This is a genomic window from Micromonospora sp. NBC_00330, from assembly GCF_036136635.1.
GTDB classification, from domain to species: Bacteria; Actinomycetota; Actinomycetes; order Mycobacteriales; family Micromonosporaceae; genus Micromonospora; species Micromonospora salmantinae.
Genome location: NZ_CP108012.1, coordinates 7,289,346 through 7,306,820 on the forward strand (window position 1 = coordinate 7,289,346; position 17,475 = coordinate 7,306,820).

The window sequence follows — 17,475 nt, forward strand, 5'->3', positions numbered from 1 at the left end:
GGTTGTTCAAGGTCGTCCTTCTTCCGCCTGGGGGCGTTGGGATTGTCTGTTACCGAGACGTTGCTGGTCTTCGTCGGCATCCCGTTGGCCGCGGTGCTGGTCATCGCCGGCCTGTCGTACGCCGGTAGCCGTGGGGGTGCCACCGGCGGTGGCGGTGGCGCCAAGCGCTACCGCCCGGGCCGGCCCTTCGACTTCACTCCGGTCTGGTTCCTGGGCCGTCCGGAGCAGCTGGCCGACTCGGCCGGCACCGCGCTGACGGCGGGGGCGCAGGCGCCCGCGCTGACCAGCCACAAGCTTGAGCAGGCCAGCGTCGAGGCGCCGGCCGGTGGAACCGGAGGCGCAAGTGACCGTTGGTGAGAAGCAGACCGGGTCGGAAAATCCGCCCGAGGTGCTCGACGGGCCGTTCTCGACCCGCCAGCTGCTGCGCATCGACGAGGCCCTGCGCCTGGCCGACAAGGGCACCGGCCTGGTCTTCTCGGTCTTCGTCGGTGGTCTCGACGAGCCGATCCGCGAGCACGCCCAGCGGCTGCACCGTCAGCTCGCCGAGCCCGACAAGTCGGTGCTGATCGCCGTGTCGCCCAACCAGCGGCAACTGGAGATCATCACCGGGCGGTACGCCCGCAAGCGCATCCCCGACACGTACGCCAAGCTGGCCGCGCTCTCCATGGTCGGCGCGTTCAGCGGCGGTGACCTGGCCGGCGGCATCATCAACGGCCTCGACCAGCTCGCCAGCCACGCCGGCAAGGGCTGACCGGCACACACGACGCGCGGGCATGCAAGATCGTGCCCGATCCAGGAAGTAGGGGCCTCGGCTGCGGCTGAGGCCCCTACTTCCATGGTGGAGCACGATCTTCACAAGCGGAAAACGACCCGGGGCCGGCGCGGGCTCACACCCACGCCGGCCCCGGCCGGACAACGCTGCTCAGGCGCTCTGGGCGTCCTTCGCGCGGGCCTTCAGCGCCCGCACCACACCGTCGCGACCCTCGGCCACCAGTCGACGCAGCGGGGCCGGGTGCCCGTCACCGGCCAGCCACGCGTCGGTGGCCGCGACCGTGTCGTCCTCCACCAGGTAGGTCGGATACGCCAGCTGGGCGAACTCCTGCGCCGGCTCGCTGTCCCGGGTGGCCCACACCTGCCCGACCGCCGCGAAGTACCGCTCCCGATACGGGGTGACCAGCTCCACCTGCGCCGGGTGGGCGAAGCCCTGCAACAGCGCCCGGTGCCGCCAGTTGGGCAGCGCGTCCGGGCCGGTGAGCAGGGCCCACACGGCGGCCTTGTTCTCGGCCGTCGGCATCAACGCGTGCGCGTAAGCGGCTTCCCGCTCACCGCTGGCCGTACGGTCGCCGCTCAGCTCCGCCTCGATCTCGGCGGTCCCGGCGGCACCGTTGGCCACCAGCGCGGCGAGGACCGACCAGCGCAGCTCGGTGTCGACGGTCAGCCCGGCCGGCATGCCGGTGCCGTCCAGCCAACCGCGCAGCGTGGCCAGATCTTCCTCGGAGCGGACCGCCGAGGTGAACGCACGGGCCCAGGCCAACTGGAACCCGCTGCCGGGCTCGGCGGCAGCGAGTGCGTCCCGGGCGGTACGGGCCAGGTCGGCCCAGCCGGTCGGCGCCCAGGCCGGGTCGGCGTACAGGGTGAGCGCTGTGGTCGCCTGCCGCAGGGTGGCGGTGACCAGGTTGATGTCGGTCTCCGCGGGCAGCCCGCTCAGCGTCAGCGCCACGTAGTCGCGGGCGGACAGCTCGGCGTCGCGGATCATGTCCCATGCGGCGGTCCAGCAGAGCGCGCGGGCCAGCGACGAGTCGAAACCACCGATGTGCTGCACCACCGTCGCCATCGAGCGCTCGTCGAGGCGCAGCTTGGTGTAGCTGAGGTCGTCGTCGTTGAGCAGCAACACGTCTGCCGCCCGGACGCCACGCAGCGGGGCGAGGTCAGTGTGCTCGCCGGTCACGTCCACCTCGTACCGCTCCCGACGGACCAGCCGCCCCTCGGTCAGGTCGTACAGGCCCACGCCGATGCGGTGGGTCCGCAGCGTCGGGTACGCCGCCGGGGCCTCCTGCCGCACCAGCACCTGCTCGTACGTGCCGTCCGCCCCGATCGTCACCTCCGGACGCAGCGTGTTGACCTGCGCGGTCTCCAACCACTGCGCGGCGAACTTGCGCAGCTCCCGGCCGGACGCGGCCTCCAGCTCGGTGAGCAGGTCGTCGAAGGTGGCGTTGCCCCAGGCGTGCTTGCCGAAGTAGGCCCGCAGCCCGGCCACGAACGGCTCCTCACCCACGTACGCGACGAGCTGCTTGAGCACGCTCGCGCCCTTGGCGTAGGTGATGCCGTCGAAGTTGACCTCCACGGCCTCCATGTCCGGCATCTCGGTGTAGACCGGGTGGGTGGAGGAGAGCTGGTCCTGCCGGTAGCCCCAGTTCTTCCGGATGGACAGGAAGGTCGTCCACGCCTCGGTGAACCGGGTCGCGTTGGTGTTGCACCAGTGGCTGGCCCACTCGGCGAACGACTCGTTCAGCCACAGGTCGTTCCACCAGCGCATGGTGACCAGGTCACCGAACCACATGTGGGCGAGTTCGTGCAGGATCGTGTTGGCCCGCTGCTCGTACTCGAAGTCGGTGACCTGCGAGCGGAACAGGTAGTGCGACTCGGCGTGCGTCACGCAGCCGAAGTTCTCCATCGCGCCGGCGTTGAAGTCGGGCACCCAGAGCTGGTCGTACTTCGGCAGCGGGTAGCGCACGTCGAACTTCTCGTGGAAGAAGTCGAAGCCCTGCTTGGTGATCAGGAACAGGTCGTCGGAGTCCAGGTACTGCGCCATCGACGCCCGGCAGAACACCCCCAGGTCGATGCCGTCGTGCGCGTCGCGCACCTCGTGGTACGGCCCGGCGCACATCGCCGTGATGTAGGTGCTCATCCGGGGCGACTCGGTGAAGTGCAGCGTCTTGAGCGCCTCGCCCGCCGGCTCCTCCCGCTGGACCGGCATGTTGGAGACCGCCCGCCAGTGCGCCGGAACGATGACGTGCCAGGTGTAGACGCTCTTCAGGTCGGGCTGGTCGAAGCAGGCGAACACCCGCTGCGCGTCGGCCGTCTCGAACTGGCTGTAGAGGTACGTCTCGCCGTCCACCGGGTCGACCGTCCGGTGCAGACCCTGGCCGCTGTTGGAGTAACCGAAGTCGGCGTCGACCACCAGGACGTTGTCGCTGTCCAACCCGGACAGGGTCAGGCCCTTCTCGGCGGACCAGTCGGCGAGGTCGACGGGCGTGCCGTTCAGCGTCGCGGACCGCACCGACTCGGCGGCCAGCTCGATGAAGGTACTCGCGCCCGGTTCGGAGCAGCGGAACCTGACCTCGGTCGTCGACCTGAACGTGCGGCCGTCGGCCGCCAGCACGGCGCTGGACAGGTCCAGACTGATGTCATACCCCGTCACGTTGAGCAGGCGTGCCCGCTCGGTCGCCTCGACCTGCGTCAGGTTGCGCACTCCCGGCACTGTTCGTCTCCATCCCACGTGTCGCCGTACGCCCGGCGGCGCCCGTTCGCCTACCGCTCGTGACGGCTGGCCCGATTCGAGTCTTCCATGTACGGGCAGCCCGCGGTGGCCGAGGTCACGCTCTCATTCGGGTGCCGGTCGATGCGCTGCGGGGTGAAGATTCTCCTGAGACGCCGACCTGTCGGCGCCACCCGTCGTGAAGGGATCTCACAGTGACCGAACGTGTCACCGCCGACATGTGGTTCGACCCGGCCTGCCCGTGGGCGTGGATCACCTCCCGCTGGCTGCTCGAGGTCGAGCAGATCCGAGATGTGGACATCCGCTTCCACGTGATGAGCCTGGCCGTGCTCAACGACGGCCGGGACGAGCTGCCCGAGGACTACAAGGAGTTCCTGAAGACCGCGTGGGGCCCGGTGCGGGTCTGCATCGCCGCCGAGCAGCTGCACGGCAATGACGTGCTGCGCCCGCTCTACACCGCGCTCGGCACCCGGATCCACCTGCAGAAGCAGGAGCGGGGTCCGGAGCTGTACGTGGCCGCGCTCACCGAGGCCGGCCTCGACCCGGCACTGGCCGCGGCCGCCGACAGCACCGACTACGACGAGGCACTGCGGGCCAGCCACGAGGCGGGCATGCGCCCGGTCGGGCAGGACGTGGGCACTCCGGTCGTGCACGCGCCCGGCCCGGATGGCGCCCCTGTCGCGTTCTTCGGCCCGGTGATCACTCCGGCTCCGAAGGGGGAGGCCGCCGGCCGGCTCTGGGACGGCGTGCTGCTGGTCGCCGGCACTCCGGGCTTCTACGAGCTCAAGCGCACCCGCGAGCAGAGCCCGATCTTCGACTGAGCGACGACCGCAGCGCCCCCGTCCGTGCCTCGTCAGTGGCGCGGACGGGGGCGTTTCTCGTCGGGTGCCGAGGTCGGCGGAGGGTCGTGGCGTCACCGGGAGGCGGGCGGCGTCGTTTCCCTCGGTGTCCGCCGCAGCGACCCGCAGGGCCGCACGCCGCAGTTCGTGGAGGAAAACCCCGATGGCCAAGCACCGTGCGTCCGGTGACGATCAGTTGACCCGGCAGGGGGTGATCGAGACTCCCGGCGCGGACTACTGGTCCGTCGACGACTCCCGCTGGCCGACGGTCCGCCCGGACCTGCCCGCCCACCTGGTGGATCTACTCGCGCCGCCCATCGTGGTGGGCGTGGCCCGGGTCCCGGTGACCTCCCGGCTCACCCCGCCCAGGGCGGTCGACCCACTGCCGTCGTCCGTCGACCCGGTGCCGATCGAAGCGCCGGCGCTGGTGCCGTCGGGGGCGGCACCGGCTGAACCGGCTCCTCCGCCACCGGCGCCGGCTCCTCCGCGCCCGGTGCCGACGCCGCCGCTGAACCCGCGGCCCGTTCCCACGCCTCCTCCCGACCGTCCCGTGCCGGGGCCGCCCGCGTCGCCCCGCCGCGCCCTGAACGCCGGGCCGATCGGGGCCGGTCGGCGTGGCAACGGTGGGCCGGTGAGCGCGGGTAAGCACCGCCGGGGCACCTCCGACCGCGCCGGCTGACCTGCCGGGCCCCACCGGGTGCTTTCATCTGGTGGACGCCCCGCGGGTCCCCGTCGGCGGCCACACCGTCGCCGGTAGCGTCAGTGGGCATGACGGTCGTGCATCCGATCTCCCGGGCCTGGGTCACCACTGGCGGCACCGGCGCGCAAAACTACGACGAGTTCGCCGACGACGCGGAGATCACCGCGATCATCGAGTCGAACCCGCACAGCGCTCTCGGCATCGAGATGCCGCACCGCGCCCCGCAGAGCCTGGGCACGTCGTTCCTCGACGCGCTGCCGGACGCGGTGGCCCGCCTCGCCGAGGCCAAGGCCGACGGCAGTTACACCCCCGCCGAGCAGGTGGTGGTGCTCTACCGGATCAGCGCGCCCGGCGAGGAGCCGGCGTACGGGCTGTTCGCGATGGTGGACACCGACCAGATCTCCACCCGGGCAGACGAGCCGGGCCTGGTCATCCGCAACGAGGACGTCTTCATCGCCAAGGTGCGCGAGCGGGTGGCGCTCGCCGACGCGCTGGGCCACCTGCTCTCACCCGTACTCCTGCTCCAGACCGGGCGCGGCGACGAACTGCACGCCGCGCTCGCTGCGGCGACCGACACGGCCGGCGCGCCCGCCGCGACGGACACCGACCAGGCGGGGCGCACGCACGCCATCTGGCTGCTCGGCCCCGGCCCGGAGCAGGCCACGCTGACCGCTCTCGCCGGCGGCGGGGACCTGGTCGTCGCAGACGGCAACCACCGCAGCCTGGCCGCCCAGACCGGCGGGCTGCCGCGCTTCCTGGCCGTGGTCACCACCCCCGCGTCGGTGGACATCCAGCCGTACAACCGGCTGGTCAGCGAGCTGACCACCACCCCGGCCGAGCTGCTCGACCGGCTGCGGGCCGCGGGCGCCGAGGTCGAGCCGATCGACGGCCCGGTCGAGGTCCCGGCGGCCGGCGGCACCGTGCATCTCCGCCTCGACGGCCAGGGGTACGCGGTGCGCCTGCCCGCCACCGCCTCCGCCCGCCTGGAAAACCTGGACCACGCCCTGGTCGAGCGGCTGGTGCTGCGCGACGCGCTCGGTCTGGACCCGGGCGACAAGCGAATCACCTACGTCGGCGGTGACTACCCGGCGAGCTGGCTCACCGGCGAGGTCGACGCCGGTCGGGCCGAGTTGGCCATCCTGATCGCGCCGGTGACCGTGGCGGATTTCGTCGCCGTCAACCTGGCCAGGGAGAAGATGCCCCGCAAGAGCACCTGGTTCACCCCGAAGGCGCGCGGCGGTCTGGTCGTCGCCGAGCTGCCGCGTTGAGCCTCATCCCCACGACCGTGTGACGAACCCGGCTCGGGGACGCCGCCCCTGTGACGTCCCCGAGCGCGGCCTGACAGACTGCCCGGTATGCGCGTCTACCTGGGATCCGATCACGCCGGTTTCGAGTTGAAGGTGCACCTGGCCAACCACCTGGCCATGCAGGGCTACGACGTGGTCGACGTCGGCCCGCACAGCTACGACCCGGACGACGACTACCCCACGTTCTGCCTGCACACGGGCGACCAGGTGGTGGCCGACGAGACGGGTCTCGGAGTGGTCATCGGTGGCTCCGGCAACGGTGAGCAGATCGCCGCGAACAAGGTCGCCGGCGTCCGCGCCGCGTTGGCCTGGAGCGTCGAGACCGCTCAGCTGGCCCGTCAGCACAACGACGCGAACGTGGTCGCCATCGGTGCCCGCCAGCACACGCTGGACGAGGCGACCGGCATCGTCGAGGCGTTCCTGAACACGCCGTTCTCCGGCAACGAGCGGCACGCTCGTCGGATCGCCCAGGTGGCCGAGTACGAGCGGACCCGGAAGCTGCCCGACCTGCCCTGACCGTGCGGCGCTCAGCGCGGCGAGCGGGGCAGCTCCTCGCGGGGCACCCAGTTTCGCCGGACGACCACCACCCGGGCTTCGGCCTCGGCCAGGTCGTCGTCGGTGGGGCGGGCCGCGTCCCGGGCTCGTAGCGCGGCGCTCAGCCCCACCTGGGACGAGCCGGAACCGACCAACCCGCGCAGCCCTCGCTCGCCGTCGCGCTCGTCGCCGCCCGTGCTCCTGCGTCGCGGCGGCGGCTCGACACCGTCGTGCACGCCCGGCGTGCTGATCGTCGGGCCGTCCGCACCCGGTCTGGCCGTCTCGGTGTCGGCATGGTGGCGCAGCCGTCGCCGTCGTCGGTCGCTGTCACCCATCAGCCGACCGTACCCTGGCCGGGTTCGATCCGGCACCGTCGCGGGGGGCCGCGCGTCCCGGCCGGGGTCGGCGATCGATTTGCCGGCTGGCTACCCTCGAATCAAGGCGGTGCTGTTGCCGTCGGTCAGGGGGAGGACGAGATGGCAGACCAGACGCAGCCGTGGGCGGAACGGACCGTGGAGGTGCCACCGCAGGCCGGCGTCGGGGTGCCGCCGCAGCGTGACGGGTTCCGCCGGGGGGTCGCCCCGGTGGGTGAGCGCCGCACCCCGCGGACGGAGCCGTTCCCGGTGGTCGAGCAGGAACCGACCGGCACCGGTTGGCCCGGTGAACCGGCGCCCCGCCGCTCGCTCAGCTCGCGGATGGAGCAGCTACGGCGCGGCGGTGAATGGAGCGCGGCGGCGGGCCTTTTCGCGTTCGTGTGTTGGGGGATCTGGGCGCTGTCCGGCCAGGGTGACCTGAGCGGCCCGCTGCTGGTGCTGGTGCTCAGCCTGCTGGTGGCCCTCGGCCTGTTCGCACTGTTCCGGCTGATCGGCCGGGTGGTGTTGGAGCGGCAGTTGGGCCGGGTCCGGCGCAGCGCCCGAGGCGCGCACCTGGCGACGGCGGTGTTCCTCGTCGGCCTCGGCGTGGCGTGGCTCCAGCAGACCGAGTGGGTCGTCTCGGCCTGGAACTGGATCTCCTCGAACTGACCGGTCGTGCACGGGCGGGCGGTCCAGGACCGCCCACCCGTGCACCCGGTCGTCTCCCCACCAGGCAAGGTCGCTGCTTACCCGGCCGGCCGCGGTTCATCCGTGGCCGGCCGCTCCGACCGGTACCTCATTCGTGGGCTTGCGTGATCCCGACGGTGCGGCGGTCAGTGGGTGCCGCCGTGCCCCTCGGCGTCGGCTCGGGGCGACGCGACCCGGGCGGCCGGATCCTCTACGCCGGGCTCGCCGCCGTCCGGGGCGACCGCCCCGTCGTAGTTGTAGAGCGGTCGACCATCGTCGTGCTGCTTGGTGGTCTTGATGTAGCGGTGCATCAGGCCGTCGATCTCCACCTCGACGAGTGCCTCGTTGCCGGTCTCGTGGGTGCTGCCGTCTCGGGGGCCGCCCACCAGGTGGGCCGTCGTGTTCGTGTCCATGGACGAGCCCTACCCACCAGGCACCGGGCGGAAACGGGCGAAATCCGGCCGACGGTGCCGCGCCCGACAAGCGGACGCGGCACCGGTGAGGGATCAGCCGGCAGATTCGGCGGCGGCGTAGTCGCGGGCCACCCGGACCATCTCCACCAGCCCGCCGGCGTACTCCTGGGATTCGCCGTGCGCCTCGTCGAACGGCGGCTGGAAGCCGACGCCCTCCCACTGGTTGGTCGCCGGGTTCCACCGGTCGTTGCCGACCTCGAAGTCCCAGGCGAAGATGCCCAGCTCGTAGTAGAGCTGGTCGGCCGAGTTGCCGGCGGCGGAGTAGAGAACGTCGGCGACCGGTCCGGTCTGCGACGGCCAGGTGACGGTGCCGCGCTCCTGGGCGATGGCGCCGACGATCCGGCGGGCGCTGTTGAGGAACAGCGTCGACTCGTCGATCGACGGTCGCGGCAGGGTGACCCTGCCGTCGGCCCGGTACGCCCCCGGGGGCCACATGAAGTAGCCGCCGTAGGAGTGCACGTTCATCGCGAACTTGATGTTCGGGTGGTCCTGGGCGAGCGCGATCACGTTGCCGCTCTCCGCCTCGGACAGCTCCGAGGTGCCCGCGTAGGTGCCGGACAGGCAGTTGGCGCTGGCGCCGACGTAGCCGTCGAAGTACGACCCGACTGTGTAGTTGCGGTTGATGTCGACGCCCCACGAGGTGCGGTTCTTCGGGTCGCGGGCCGCCCCGGTGCAGTGGTTGACGAGGTTCTTGCGCTGGAAGTTGAAGTCGTTGAACGAGTAGTTCGCGCCGTCCGGGTTGACCATCGGGATGACGAAGATGTCGACCTGCTCCAGCAGCTCACGGGTGGCCGGGTCGGTCCGGGCGTTGGCCAGCATCCGCTCGGCGAACTCCAGCGTCACCAGCGGCGTGGCCCACTCCCGGGCGTGTTCCTGGGAGTACGCGAGCACCCCGACCCGGGAGCCGTCCCGGTGCACGCCGAGGCGCAGCGCCTGCACCGTCCACGGCCGTGCCGGCACCTCGGTGCCCTGGAGTCCGTCGTCGAGTCGGGTGGGGCCGGCGACGGGCATCGGCAGCCCGGCCGAACCGTCCTCGACGATGGCCCGGAACCGGTCCGGCTGACGGGCGTTGATCGCCGCCGCGACCTCGTCGGTGGTGCTCACCGTCTTGCCCGCGGTGTCGGTGGCCAGTGACACGGTGAGGACGCGGTCGCGGTAACCGACGGTCAGTGGCCGGTTCGCCCGGCCCGGGTCGACAGTCCGCACCTGTACGCCGTTCATGTTCTGGTCGCCGAAGCGGACCGACTCGACCACCAGGGCGGCCACCGCCGGGTCGCCCAGGTAGCCGGCGGCGTTGCGCCGGTATCCCTGGGTCTTGTTCGGCAGGTCGATCACGTCCACCAGGTCCCGGTACTGGCGGGCCAGCCGCTTGATCCGCGCCTGGATGTCCACCGGCGTCAGGTACGCGTCGATGAAGTCCTTCTGGTAGCCGGCCGGCAGCGGCGGCGGGGAGGCGTTCGGCCAGAGCGTCGGGGTGACCGCCCGGCTGACCCCGCCGAGGCTGGAGGTGGCGCTCAGCTGAACCGGTCGGCTCGGCAGCGGCTGGGGGGCGCGTAGTGGTACTGGTACTCGCCGGAGTCCTCGAACCGGTACAGCGGGAAGGAGCCGGTGGCGCCGTCCGCCGTGCGCCAACTGACGGTGATCTCCACGTCCGGGTCGTCGGTGGCGGTGGTGGCCACCTGGGCCTGTAGGAAGGTCTGTCCGGTCGTGGTCCACCAGTACGCCTGCTGCACCTGGAGGGTGTCCACGGCGGTGGCGGCGGCGGTGGACCGCTGGCCCGCGGCCGGCGCGCGCAGCCCGGCGGCGGTGCGGGCCTGAGCCGCACGGACACTGTCGGCATAGTGCCGGTTGCCGTCCCCGGCGCGCTGCACGATCTGCACTGCCGTCGCGCCCTGCGCGGTCAGTTCGCCGAGCTGCGCGCCGCTGAGCACCAGGTCGGCGATGATCCGACCGTCCCGCGCCCGGGGCCGGTTGGCCAGGTCCACACCGCTGGCGACGAGCCGATCCAGCTGGGCCTGGTCGCGGAGCTGAACTCGGACGAGTGCGGTTTCGGTGGCGCTCAGAGCGATCGGGGCGGCCGGGTCGGCGGGTGCGGCCGCCCCGGAAGCCGGATGGGACAACACTGCGCTGAACAGGATCACTGTGGTGGCGGCAGCTGTCCACCGTCGTCGGACGATCATGTGCCCTCCTGTGACGGACGTCGATGTGTCTGGTCCTTACACCAGTGCACAGATCGACACCTGTCAAGAAGGGGTGGGGCCTCACACCTGCGGCGAGGGTGACCGAACGTGAGCGCGGTCAGTCAATTAGGTCAGATGTCCTGCTTGTTCTCGCAAGTTGTGACCGCTCTTTACAGTGCTGCCTACCGATCCCTAATGTCTGGCCCACTATCCGGGCTTGATCACGGGGGTTGCTGATGCCTGGTTGGCTTTTGCCTGCGCGTTATACGCGGAGTCGTTCGACTCTCCGACGTTCGATCGCAGTCGTCATGACGACGGCTGTTGTCGGCTCGCTGCTCGTGGCGCCGGCCACCGCCGCCTCGGCGGCGCAGCCAAAGAGCAACTCCTGCGCGGACGAACAGCCCGACGCGAACGCCGCACGGCGGATGCTGGCGGTCTGCGGACGGCGTGTGGAGGATCTCTCGAAGCGTACGGAGTGGTCGCAGACGTTTCTCAACGTCGACGGCTCCGAGACGTTGGAGCAGACCATCGAGCCGACGCGGGTGCGTAAGGGCCAATCCTGGGTCCCGGTGGACACGACGCTGAAGGTGACTCCCGAGGGCGTGGTGCCGAAGGCGACCATCCTGCCGATGGTCTTCAACAGCAAGGGTGGCGACGGTGCCTTCGCGCGGCTGCGTGACGGGTCGCGCGAACTCGCCGTCTCCTGGCCCGGAAAGCTGCCCGCGCCCGTGATCGAGGGCTCCACGGCGACGTACCGCGAAGTCCTTCCGGACGTGGACCTTCAGGTCACCGCGCAGCCTCTCGGCTTCTCGGAGGTCCTGGTCGTTCGATCCCGGGCGGCGGCGGCGAACCCGAAGCTCGCCTCCTTGCGATTCGGCCTGCAGGCCAAGGGCGTGTCGGTCGGTGCCGCCTCCGGCGGTGGGCTCGCCGCTCGGGACAGCAAGGGTGGCACGGTCTTCGCCGCACCGGCGCCGCTGATGTGGGACTCCTCGACCCCGGAGGACATGGCGGGCGGGGCACCCGAGAAGGACAAGAAGGGTGAGCGCTCCGCAGAGCCGCAGCGCAAGCCCACGACAAAGGCCGAGGCCGATGCCGCGTCCGGTTCAGCTCGGGCCGCCGAAGCGGCGCCCGACCGGGGCTCGGTGCCGGAGGCGGCCCGCCGGGCCGTGATGCCGGTCCGAGTCGACGCCGACGCACTGACACTCATCCCCGACAAGGCGATGCTGGCCGACCAGCGGACGAAGCTACCCATCTACATCGACCCGTCGTGGACCGGCGGTATCGCGAGCAACGCGTGGACCTCGGTGTGGAGCAAGTACAAGTCGAGCTCGTTCTGGCAGAACTCGTCCGCGTTGAGTAATGGCAAGACGGTGGGGTCGGCGGGCGCGGGGCGCACGGAGGACTGCTCGGGCTGTGCCGATCACATCATCCGGTCGCTGTTCCGGATGAACACCTCCACGGTGGCCGGTAAGCGCATCCTCAGCGCGCAGTTCCGGGTGGAGCAGCGGTGGTCATGGACGTGCAGTCCGAAGTCCAACGCGAAGCTGTGGATGACCGGATCCATCTCGTCCGGCACGACCTGGAACCACCAACCGACCTGGTACAGCGCCTACACCGCGCAGGCCGTCGGCAACCGCAAGTACGGCTCGGCCCACGGATGCCTCGGCACGGGAACGATCGAGTTCAACGTCAAGTCGATCGTGGAGAAGGCGGCGGCGAGCAAGTGGCCCAACGTGACCGTCGGGTTGCGGGCGATCGACGAGGGCACCAAGGACCAGTGGAAGCGGTTCAACCACGCCTCACCGAAGCTGGCGATCACCTACAACACCGACCCGAACGCGCCCACCGACCGGAAGTCGGACGGCAAGGCATGTGCCACGGGCGCGGCCCGGCCGTACGTGCTGACCACCACGCCTGTGCTCTCCGCGAAGCACTCCGACCCGGACAGCGGCCAGCAGTCGCTCACGACCGCCTTCTACTGGTGGCCGGTCGGTGGCGCGCGGAGCGAGACCAACAAGGTGAGCCAGGCCTCGGGTAACCCGTCGGCCGTGTCGCCGACCATCCCCTCCGGCAAGCTGACCGACGGCGCGAGTTACGTGTGGCAGTCCCGGACCTGGGACGGCAGCCACTACAGCGCCTGGTCTGGCACCTGTGAGTTCACAGTGGATGCGACGCCACCACCGCCGCCGGCGAGCGTCGCCTCGACCACCTACACCAACAATGGCGTCCCGAAGGGCGGCGTCGGTCTGGCCGGTGCCTTCACCATCACCGCGCCGACCACCCGTCCCCACGAGGTCAAGGAGTACGCGTACAGCCTGGACTCCGGCGTGCTGACCGCCGCGGCGACGGTGCCGGCCCGGACGACGGACTACGGCGCCTCCGTCACGGTCACCCCTCTGCACGACGGGGTCAACGTGCTCTACGTCTGGTCGAAGGACCACGCAGGTCGATTCTCGTCTCCGGTGACCTACACCTTCAGCGTCCGTGCCGGCTCCGGACCGGCAGGCGAGTGGAAGTTCGAGGAGGCCAGCGGCACCAGCGCGGTTGACGCCTCCGGGCACGGCAACACGCTGAGCCTCAGCACGGGGGTCACCCGTGTCGCCGGCCGGGCCGGGGTTGGCACGGCAATGAAGCTGTCGGGCACCGGTGCGGCCGCCAAGTCGGGCACTCTCAACTTCCCGCACCCGGACACGCTCGTCTCCACCCCGGTGCGGACGGACGCTGACCTGAGCGTCGCCGCCTGGGTGAAGCTCGATTCGTTGACCAGCGGCGCCGGTGCCCAGACCGTCGTGAGCGCGAACGGGTCCCGTAGGTCCGCCTTCCAGCTCGGGTACGTCCTCGGCAATCAGCGATGGCGTTTTGCCATGGTCTCCGCCGACGCTGACAACTCCACGATGTACAGCGTGGAATCCAACGCCGCGCCGGTCGCGGGCAAGTGGACGCATCTGGCGGCGACCTATGACGCGGCGACCAAGAAGCTGACCCTGTACGTCAACGGTGTGGCGCAGACGGCGACGGCGACGCTGACCGGTGGGTTCAACGCGACCGGCGACTTCTCCATCGGCAAGCGCAGGTGGGACGGCAACTACGACAGCTTCTTCTCGGGCACCGTCGACGATGTTCGGTTCTACAACTTCGTGGAGACGTCGACCAACCTGGCGAAGCTTGCCGTTCCGCTGCAACCGAAGATCACCTTCCCGAACGGGTCCCAGGTGACCGCCGGCGGTCAGCTCACCGTACGGTTCGACGCTGGTGGCGACACGAACGTCACGAAGTTCAAGTACAGCGTCGACGGCACCGGTCTGGGCACCACTGTGAATGCCACGGCGGCAGGTGGCACGGCGACGGTCACCGTCGCGGTGGGCAGCACCACCGGGAAGCGGCCGGTGTACGCGGTCGCTGTGGACGACGGTAACCGGACCAGCGGGATGAACCAGGGCGAGTTCGCCGTCGCGCCATCGTCGAGCCTGGCCGGCACCGTGTACGACCCGAACTGGCTTCCGCAGGCCGGGGCGATCGTTCGGCTTCAACCCGGCGGGTATCAGGCCACTTCGGGTGCGGACGGCAGCTATGCGCTGAGCAACTTCCCGCCCGGTTCGTACACGGTCACTGTCACGTTCGGCGGCCGATGTGGCTCAGCCTTCAGCCAGGCGATCGACATCGACGGCCAGGGCCTCAACCTGGACATCTTCCTCGTCGCGCTCAGTGACGACCTGGGTCATACCTGCAGCGAGCAGACCAGCGCCTTCACCGCGGCGTCGACGGTGCTGCCGCTGACCGGTGACGACGCTGTCGCGACGGTGCAGCTGCCGTTCGCCTTCCCGTTCTACGGAGGTGCGTACCGCAGCGCCTGGGTGGACACCAACGGTGTGCTGTCGTTCACCGACCCGGGTGGCTCACACCCGTACACCGGTGGGGGGCAGTTGCCCGCACCGGCGGACCCGAACGCCCTGGTCGCGCCCTTCTGGGACGACCTCGTGGTGGACGGCTCCGCCAGTGTCCGGACGGCGACCACCGGCACCGGCACCGCGCAGCGGTTCGTCGTCGAGTGGCGCAACGTGCACCGCAAGGGCGACACGACGCAGCGGTTGTCGTTCGAGGCGATCCTCGCGCCGGACGGCACGGTGACCACCAACTACGACCAGCTGGACAACGCCGCCGAGAAGGGCGACAACGCGATCGTCGGCATCGAGGCCGCAGCCGGCGAGGATGGCCTGTCCTACTCCATCGGCGATCCGGTACTGGCGAACACTCAGGCGATCACTTTCGTCCGCCCGGATGTCGCCGGCGGGTTGGAGACCTACAACCTCTCGGGCGTGCTGACCAACGCGGCCGGCACCCCGGTCGTCGGTGCCACTGTCACACTTGATCCGAGCGGGCTGAGCGCCACCACCGGCACCGGCGGGGCGTACAGCTTCACCGCTCTGGTCGCCGACAGTTACACCGTCTCGGCCAAGCTCGCCGGCCGGTGTGGTGTCGCGGTGCGCAGCCAGGTGGAACTCTCCGCCAACACGGTGCGCAACCTGCAGCTTGGTCCGGACTACGGCGGTCTCGGGTACGCCTGCGCCACCGGCACGTCCGGCTACGTGGCGGCGTCCACAGCGCTCGCCCTGACCGGCGACGACGCCACGACGTCGGTAGCGCTGCCGTTCCCGGTGCAGTTCCACGGCCAGACCTACTCCACCGGGCGGGTGCACACCAACGGTCTGGTCAGCTTCGGCAGCGCGTCGGGTGAACCGGACACGTGGGCGAACCCGACGATGCCGACGGCAACGGCCCCGAACGCGGTGGTGGCCCCGTTCTGGGACGACTTCGAGGTGGACGCGTCGGCCAGCGTCCGCACGCAGACGCTCGGCACGGCCCCGAACCGCTCCTACGTCATCGAGTGGCGCAACGTCGGGTTCCGCCCGACGAACGCCGAGCGGCTGACCTTCGAGGTGATCTTCCACGAGGACGGGCGGATCGCGTTCCACTACGGCGCGATGTCGACACCGGTGCAGCAGGGCGCCGGCGCCACCGTCGGCCTGGAGAACGCCTCCGGGTCGGTGGCCGCGCTGTACTCCTTCCAGGAGGCGGTGCTGACCGCCAACAGCTCGATCACCTACACACCTGCTGCCGCGGGCACGGTCAAGGGTGTGTTGACCACGGCCGTGACCGGTAACCCGGTAGCAGGTGCCACCGTCACCCTGAACCCGGGCAACCGGAGCACCACGACCGGCGCGGACGGCAGCTACCAGTTCAACACCGTTGCGGTGGGTGAGTACGCCCTGGCCGCCTCGACCAGCGACAACCGGTGCGCGGGGCAGTACGCCAAGGAGGTCGTCAACCACCCCGGTGGGACCTCGGACGTCGACCTGTCGGTCATGGTCGACGGCGACGAGTTCGGCTACAAGTGCACCACCGGCGCACAGACGTTCGTTCCCGGTGACGTGACCGAGGGATGGAGCGGCGACGAGACTGTGTGGCAGAAGAACCCGCCGTTCCCGGTGAAGCTCTACGGCGAGTCGTACACGTCGGCGTGGATCAGCGCCAACGGCCTGATCAGCTTCAAGGACCCGGCGTACTTCGGCTGGATCGGGTCCATCCCCGGCACCCTTCCCTCGCCAGCCACCGAGGGCTCGCCCAACGCGACCGTCTACGTGCACTGGGACGACTGGGTGGTGGACTCGCAGGCTCGGATCGCGACGAAGATCAGTGGCAGCGCGCCCAACCGGCAGTGGGTGGTGGAGTGGCGCAACGTCCACGCCTACGGCGACACCAACACCCGGGCGACCTTCGAAGTCATCTTCGCCGAGGGCGGCGACATCACCCTCGCGTACGCCGACATCGACTCGGCGAAGCCGGTCGAGCGCGGTGGCGAGGCCACCGTCGGTATCGAGAACGCCGACGGCTCGATGGGCTTCCAGTACCTGCACCGGGAGAACTGGCTGGCCAGCGGTCAGGGCGTGACGTTCAAGCCCAACCCGCCCGGCCAGGGCAGCGTCGCCGGCACCGTCACCTGCCAGGGCACGCCGGTGGCCGGGGCGAGCGTCGCGGTCGCCGACAAGACGGCCACCACCGCCGCCGACGGCACCTACCGTGTCGATGCCGTACCCGCCGGCTCCTGGGCGGTGATCAGCACCGTGCCGAGCGGCACCTGCAAGGGCTCCGACGTTCGGCAGGTGGTGGTCGGCACGAACACGCAGGTGAGCGCCGACTACGCGCTGGCCGCCACACCGACCGGCAGCGGTTACACGCTGGTCGAGCAGCCGGTGCCGTACACCCCCGTCAACACCACGGTGCTGCCGGTGACCGGTGACGACGCGTACGCGTCGGTGGCCCTGCCCTTCCCGGTGAACCTCTACGGGCAGACGTACAACACCGGCTGGGTGGACAGCAACGGTCTGGTCAGCTTCGTCGACCCCGGCGAGGCCTCACCGGATGCCTGGCCCATCCCGTCGCCGGACAGTCCCGAGGAACCCAACGCGGCCCTCTACCCGCTCTGGCACGACTGGGTGGTCGACAGCAACGCCAGCATCCGCACCGGAGTGCGGGGCAGCACCGGAAGCCGACAGTTCGTCATCGAGTGGCGCAACGTGCACTCGTTCGAGGACCCGCTCACCCGGGTGACCTTCCAGGTCATCCTCGACGAGGCCGGCGGCTACAGCTTCGCCTACACCGACAACGACGGCACGTTCCTCGAACGCGGTGGCGCCGCCACCATCGGCATCGAGAACGCCAGCGGCACCAGCGCGATCCAGTACGCCTACCGCCAGCCGGTCCTCCGGCCCGGTCTGGGGCTGCGCTTCAACCCGCCAACCCCCTGATCCACCCGCCACCATCCACTTCCTGACCCTCTGCTGATTCCAAGTTCCGGAGGCCACCGGTGACGTCACCCTTGCCATGGATATCACTTTCTGTAAA

The 17,475-nt window shown here is 70.4% G+C and carries 13 protein-coding genes; 8 read left to right on the forward strand and 5 right to left on the reverse strand.

The features are described from left to right. Positions 1-42: 42 nt before the first annotated feature. Both ctaJ and OG598_RS33350 read left to right on the forward strand, forming a co-directional pair. A complete protein-coding gene (gene ctaJ / locus OG598_RS33345) occupies positions 43-357 on the forward strand; it encodes an aa3-type cytochrome oxidase subunit CtaJ (RefSeq protein ID WP_428842198.1) in 315 nt (104 codons plus the stop codon). After that, complete coding sequence (locus OG598_RS33350; protein WP_091405419.1) at positions 344-751, forward strand: DUF5130 family protein; 408 nt, start codon at positions 344-346, stop codon at positions 749-751. The genes ctaJ and OG598_RS33350 overlap by 14 nt, the downstream gene beginning before the upstream one ends. Positions 752-922: 171 nt before the next feature. Here the strand turns inward: OG598_RS33350 and pepN are convergent, their stop codons facing one another. Then, positions 923-3,472, reverse strand: coding sequence for an aminopeptidase N (gene pepN, locus OG598_RS33355; RefSeq protein WP_328652477.1), 2,550 nt, complete (start codon positions 3,470-3,472; stop codon positions 923-925). 221 nt (positions 3,473-3,693) lie between these two features. Between pepN and OG598_RS33360 the strand changes: the two genes are divergently transcribed. The 4 genes from OG598_RS33360 (at position 3,694) to OG598_RS33375 (ending at position 6,861) form a co-directional block, all read left to right on the forward strand. Beyond that, the gene (locus tag OG598_RS33360; RefSeq protein ID WP_328652478.1) at positions 3,694-4,320 is read left to right on the forward strand and encodes a mycothiol-dependent nitroreductase Rv2466c family protein; all 627 of its coding nucleotides are present in this window, start codon (positions 3,694-3,696) and stop codon (positions 4,318-4,320) included. A 181-nt stretch (positions 4,321-4,501) separates the two neighbouring features. Then, positions 4,502-5,017, forward strand: a complete 516-nt coding sequence (locus OG598_RS33365; RefSeq protein WP_328652479.1) for a hypothetical protein — start codon at positions 4,502-4,504, stop codon at positions 5,015-5,017. Positions 5,018-5,106: 89 nt separating this feature from the next. Continuing rightward, positions 5,107-6,306 (forward strand): DUF1015 family protein, encoded by a 1,200-nt coding sequence (locus tag OG598_RS33370; RefSeq protein WP_328652480.1) that lies wholly within the window; start codon positions 5,107-5,109, stop codon positions 6,304-6,306. Between the two features lie 87 nt (positions 6,307-6,393). Beyond that, positions 6,394-6,861: a ribose-5-phosphate isomerase gene (locus tag OG598_RS33375; protein ID WP_112584153.1), complete on the forward strand. Its 468-nt coding sequence runs from the start codon at positions 6,394-6,396 to the stop codon at positions 6,859-6,861. An 11-nt stretch (positions 6,862-6,872) separates the two neighbouring features. Here OG598_RS33375 and OG598_RS33380 read toward each other — a convergent pair whose 3' ends face one another. Beyond that, positions 6,873-7,214, reverse strand: coding sequence for a hypothetical protein (locus OG598_RS33380; RefSeq protein ID WP_328652481.1), 342 nt, complete (start codon positions 7,212-7,214; stop codon positions 6,873-6,875). Between the two features lie 141 nt (positions 7,215-7,355). Here OG598_RS33380 and OG598_RS33385 point away from each other — a divergent pair, with 141 nt between their 5' ends. Then, entirely contained in the window at positions 7,356-7,901 is a 546-nt protein-coding gene (locus OG598_RS33385) for a hypothetical protein (RefSeq protein ID WP_328652482.1), read from the forward strand. A gap of 164 nt (positions 7,902-8,065) precedes the next feature. On the opposite strand, the gene OG598_RS33390 is transcribed toward OG598_RS33385, so the two are convergent. The 3 genes from OG598_RS33390 to OG598_RS33630 form a co-directional block, all read right to left on the reverse strand. Next, complete coding sequence (locus OG598_RS33390; protein WP_091405397.1) at positions 8,066-8,332, reverse strand: hypothetical protein; 267 nt, start codon at positions 8,330-8,332, stop codon at positions 8,066-8,068. A 93-nt stretch (positions 8,333-8,425) separates the two neighbouring features. Further along, positions 8,426-9,784 (reverse strand): M14 family zinc carboxypeptidase, encoded by a 1,359-nt coding sequence (locus tag OG598_RS33625; protein WP_442931439.1) that lies wholly within the window; start codon positions 9,782-9,784, stop codon positions 8,426-8,428. A 122-nt stretch (positions 9,785-9,906) separates the two neighbouring features. Next, positions 9,907-10,572, reverse strand: a complete 666-nt coding sequence (locus OG598_RS33630) for a hypothetical protein (RefSeq protein WP_442931440.1) — start codon at positions 10,570-10,572, stop codon at positions 9,907-9,909. 308 nt (positions 10,573-10,880) lie between these two features. Between OG598_RS33630 and OG598_RS33400 the strand changes: the two genes are divergently transcribed. Next, complete coding sequence (locus OG598_RS33400) at positions 10,881-17,378, forward strand: carboxypeptidase regulatory-like domain-containing protein (protein WP_328652483.1); 6,498 nt, start codon at positions 10,881-10,883, stop codon at positions 17,376-17,378. Positions 17,379-17,475 lie beyond the last annotated feature (97 nt).

Coding starts and splice junctions, on each gene's coding strand:
- OG598_RS33630 (WP_442931440.1), bottom strand. CDS start 10,572: ATGATCGTCCGACGACGGTGGACAGCTGCCGCCACCACAGTGATCCTG.
- OG598_RS33380 (WP_328652481.1), bottom strand. CDS start 7,214: ATGGGTGACAGCGACCGACGACGGCGACGGCTGCGCCACCATGCCGAC.
- OG598_RS33385 (WP_328652482.1), top strand. CDS start 7,356: ATGGCAGACCAGACGCAGCCGTGGGCGGAACGGACCGTGGAGGTGCCA.
- OG598_RS33400 (WP_328652483.1), top strand. CDS start 10,881: ATGACGACGGCTGTTGTCGGCTCGCTGCTCGTGGCGCCGGCCACCGCC.
- OG598_RS33370 (WP_328652480.1), top strand. CDS start 5,107: ATGACGGTCGTGCATCCGATCTCCCGGGCCTGGGTCACCACTGGCGGC.
- OG598_RS33365 (WP_328652479.1), top strand. CDS start 4,502: ATGGCCAAGCACCGTGCGTCCGGTGACGATCAGTTGACCCGGCAGGGG.
- OG598_RS33390 (WP_091405397.1), bottom strand. CDS start 8,332: ATGGACACGAACACGACGGCCCACCTGGTGGGCGGCCCCCGAGACGGC.
- OG598_RS33375 (WP_112584153.1), top strand. CDS start 6,394: ATGCGCGTCTACCTGGGATCCGATCACGCCGGTTTCGAGTTGAAGGTG.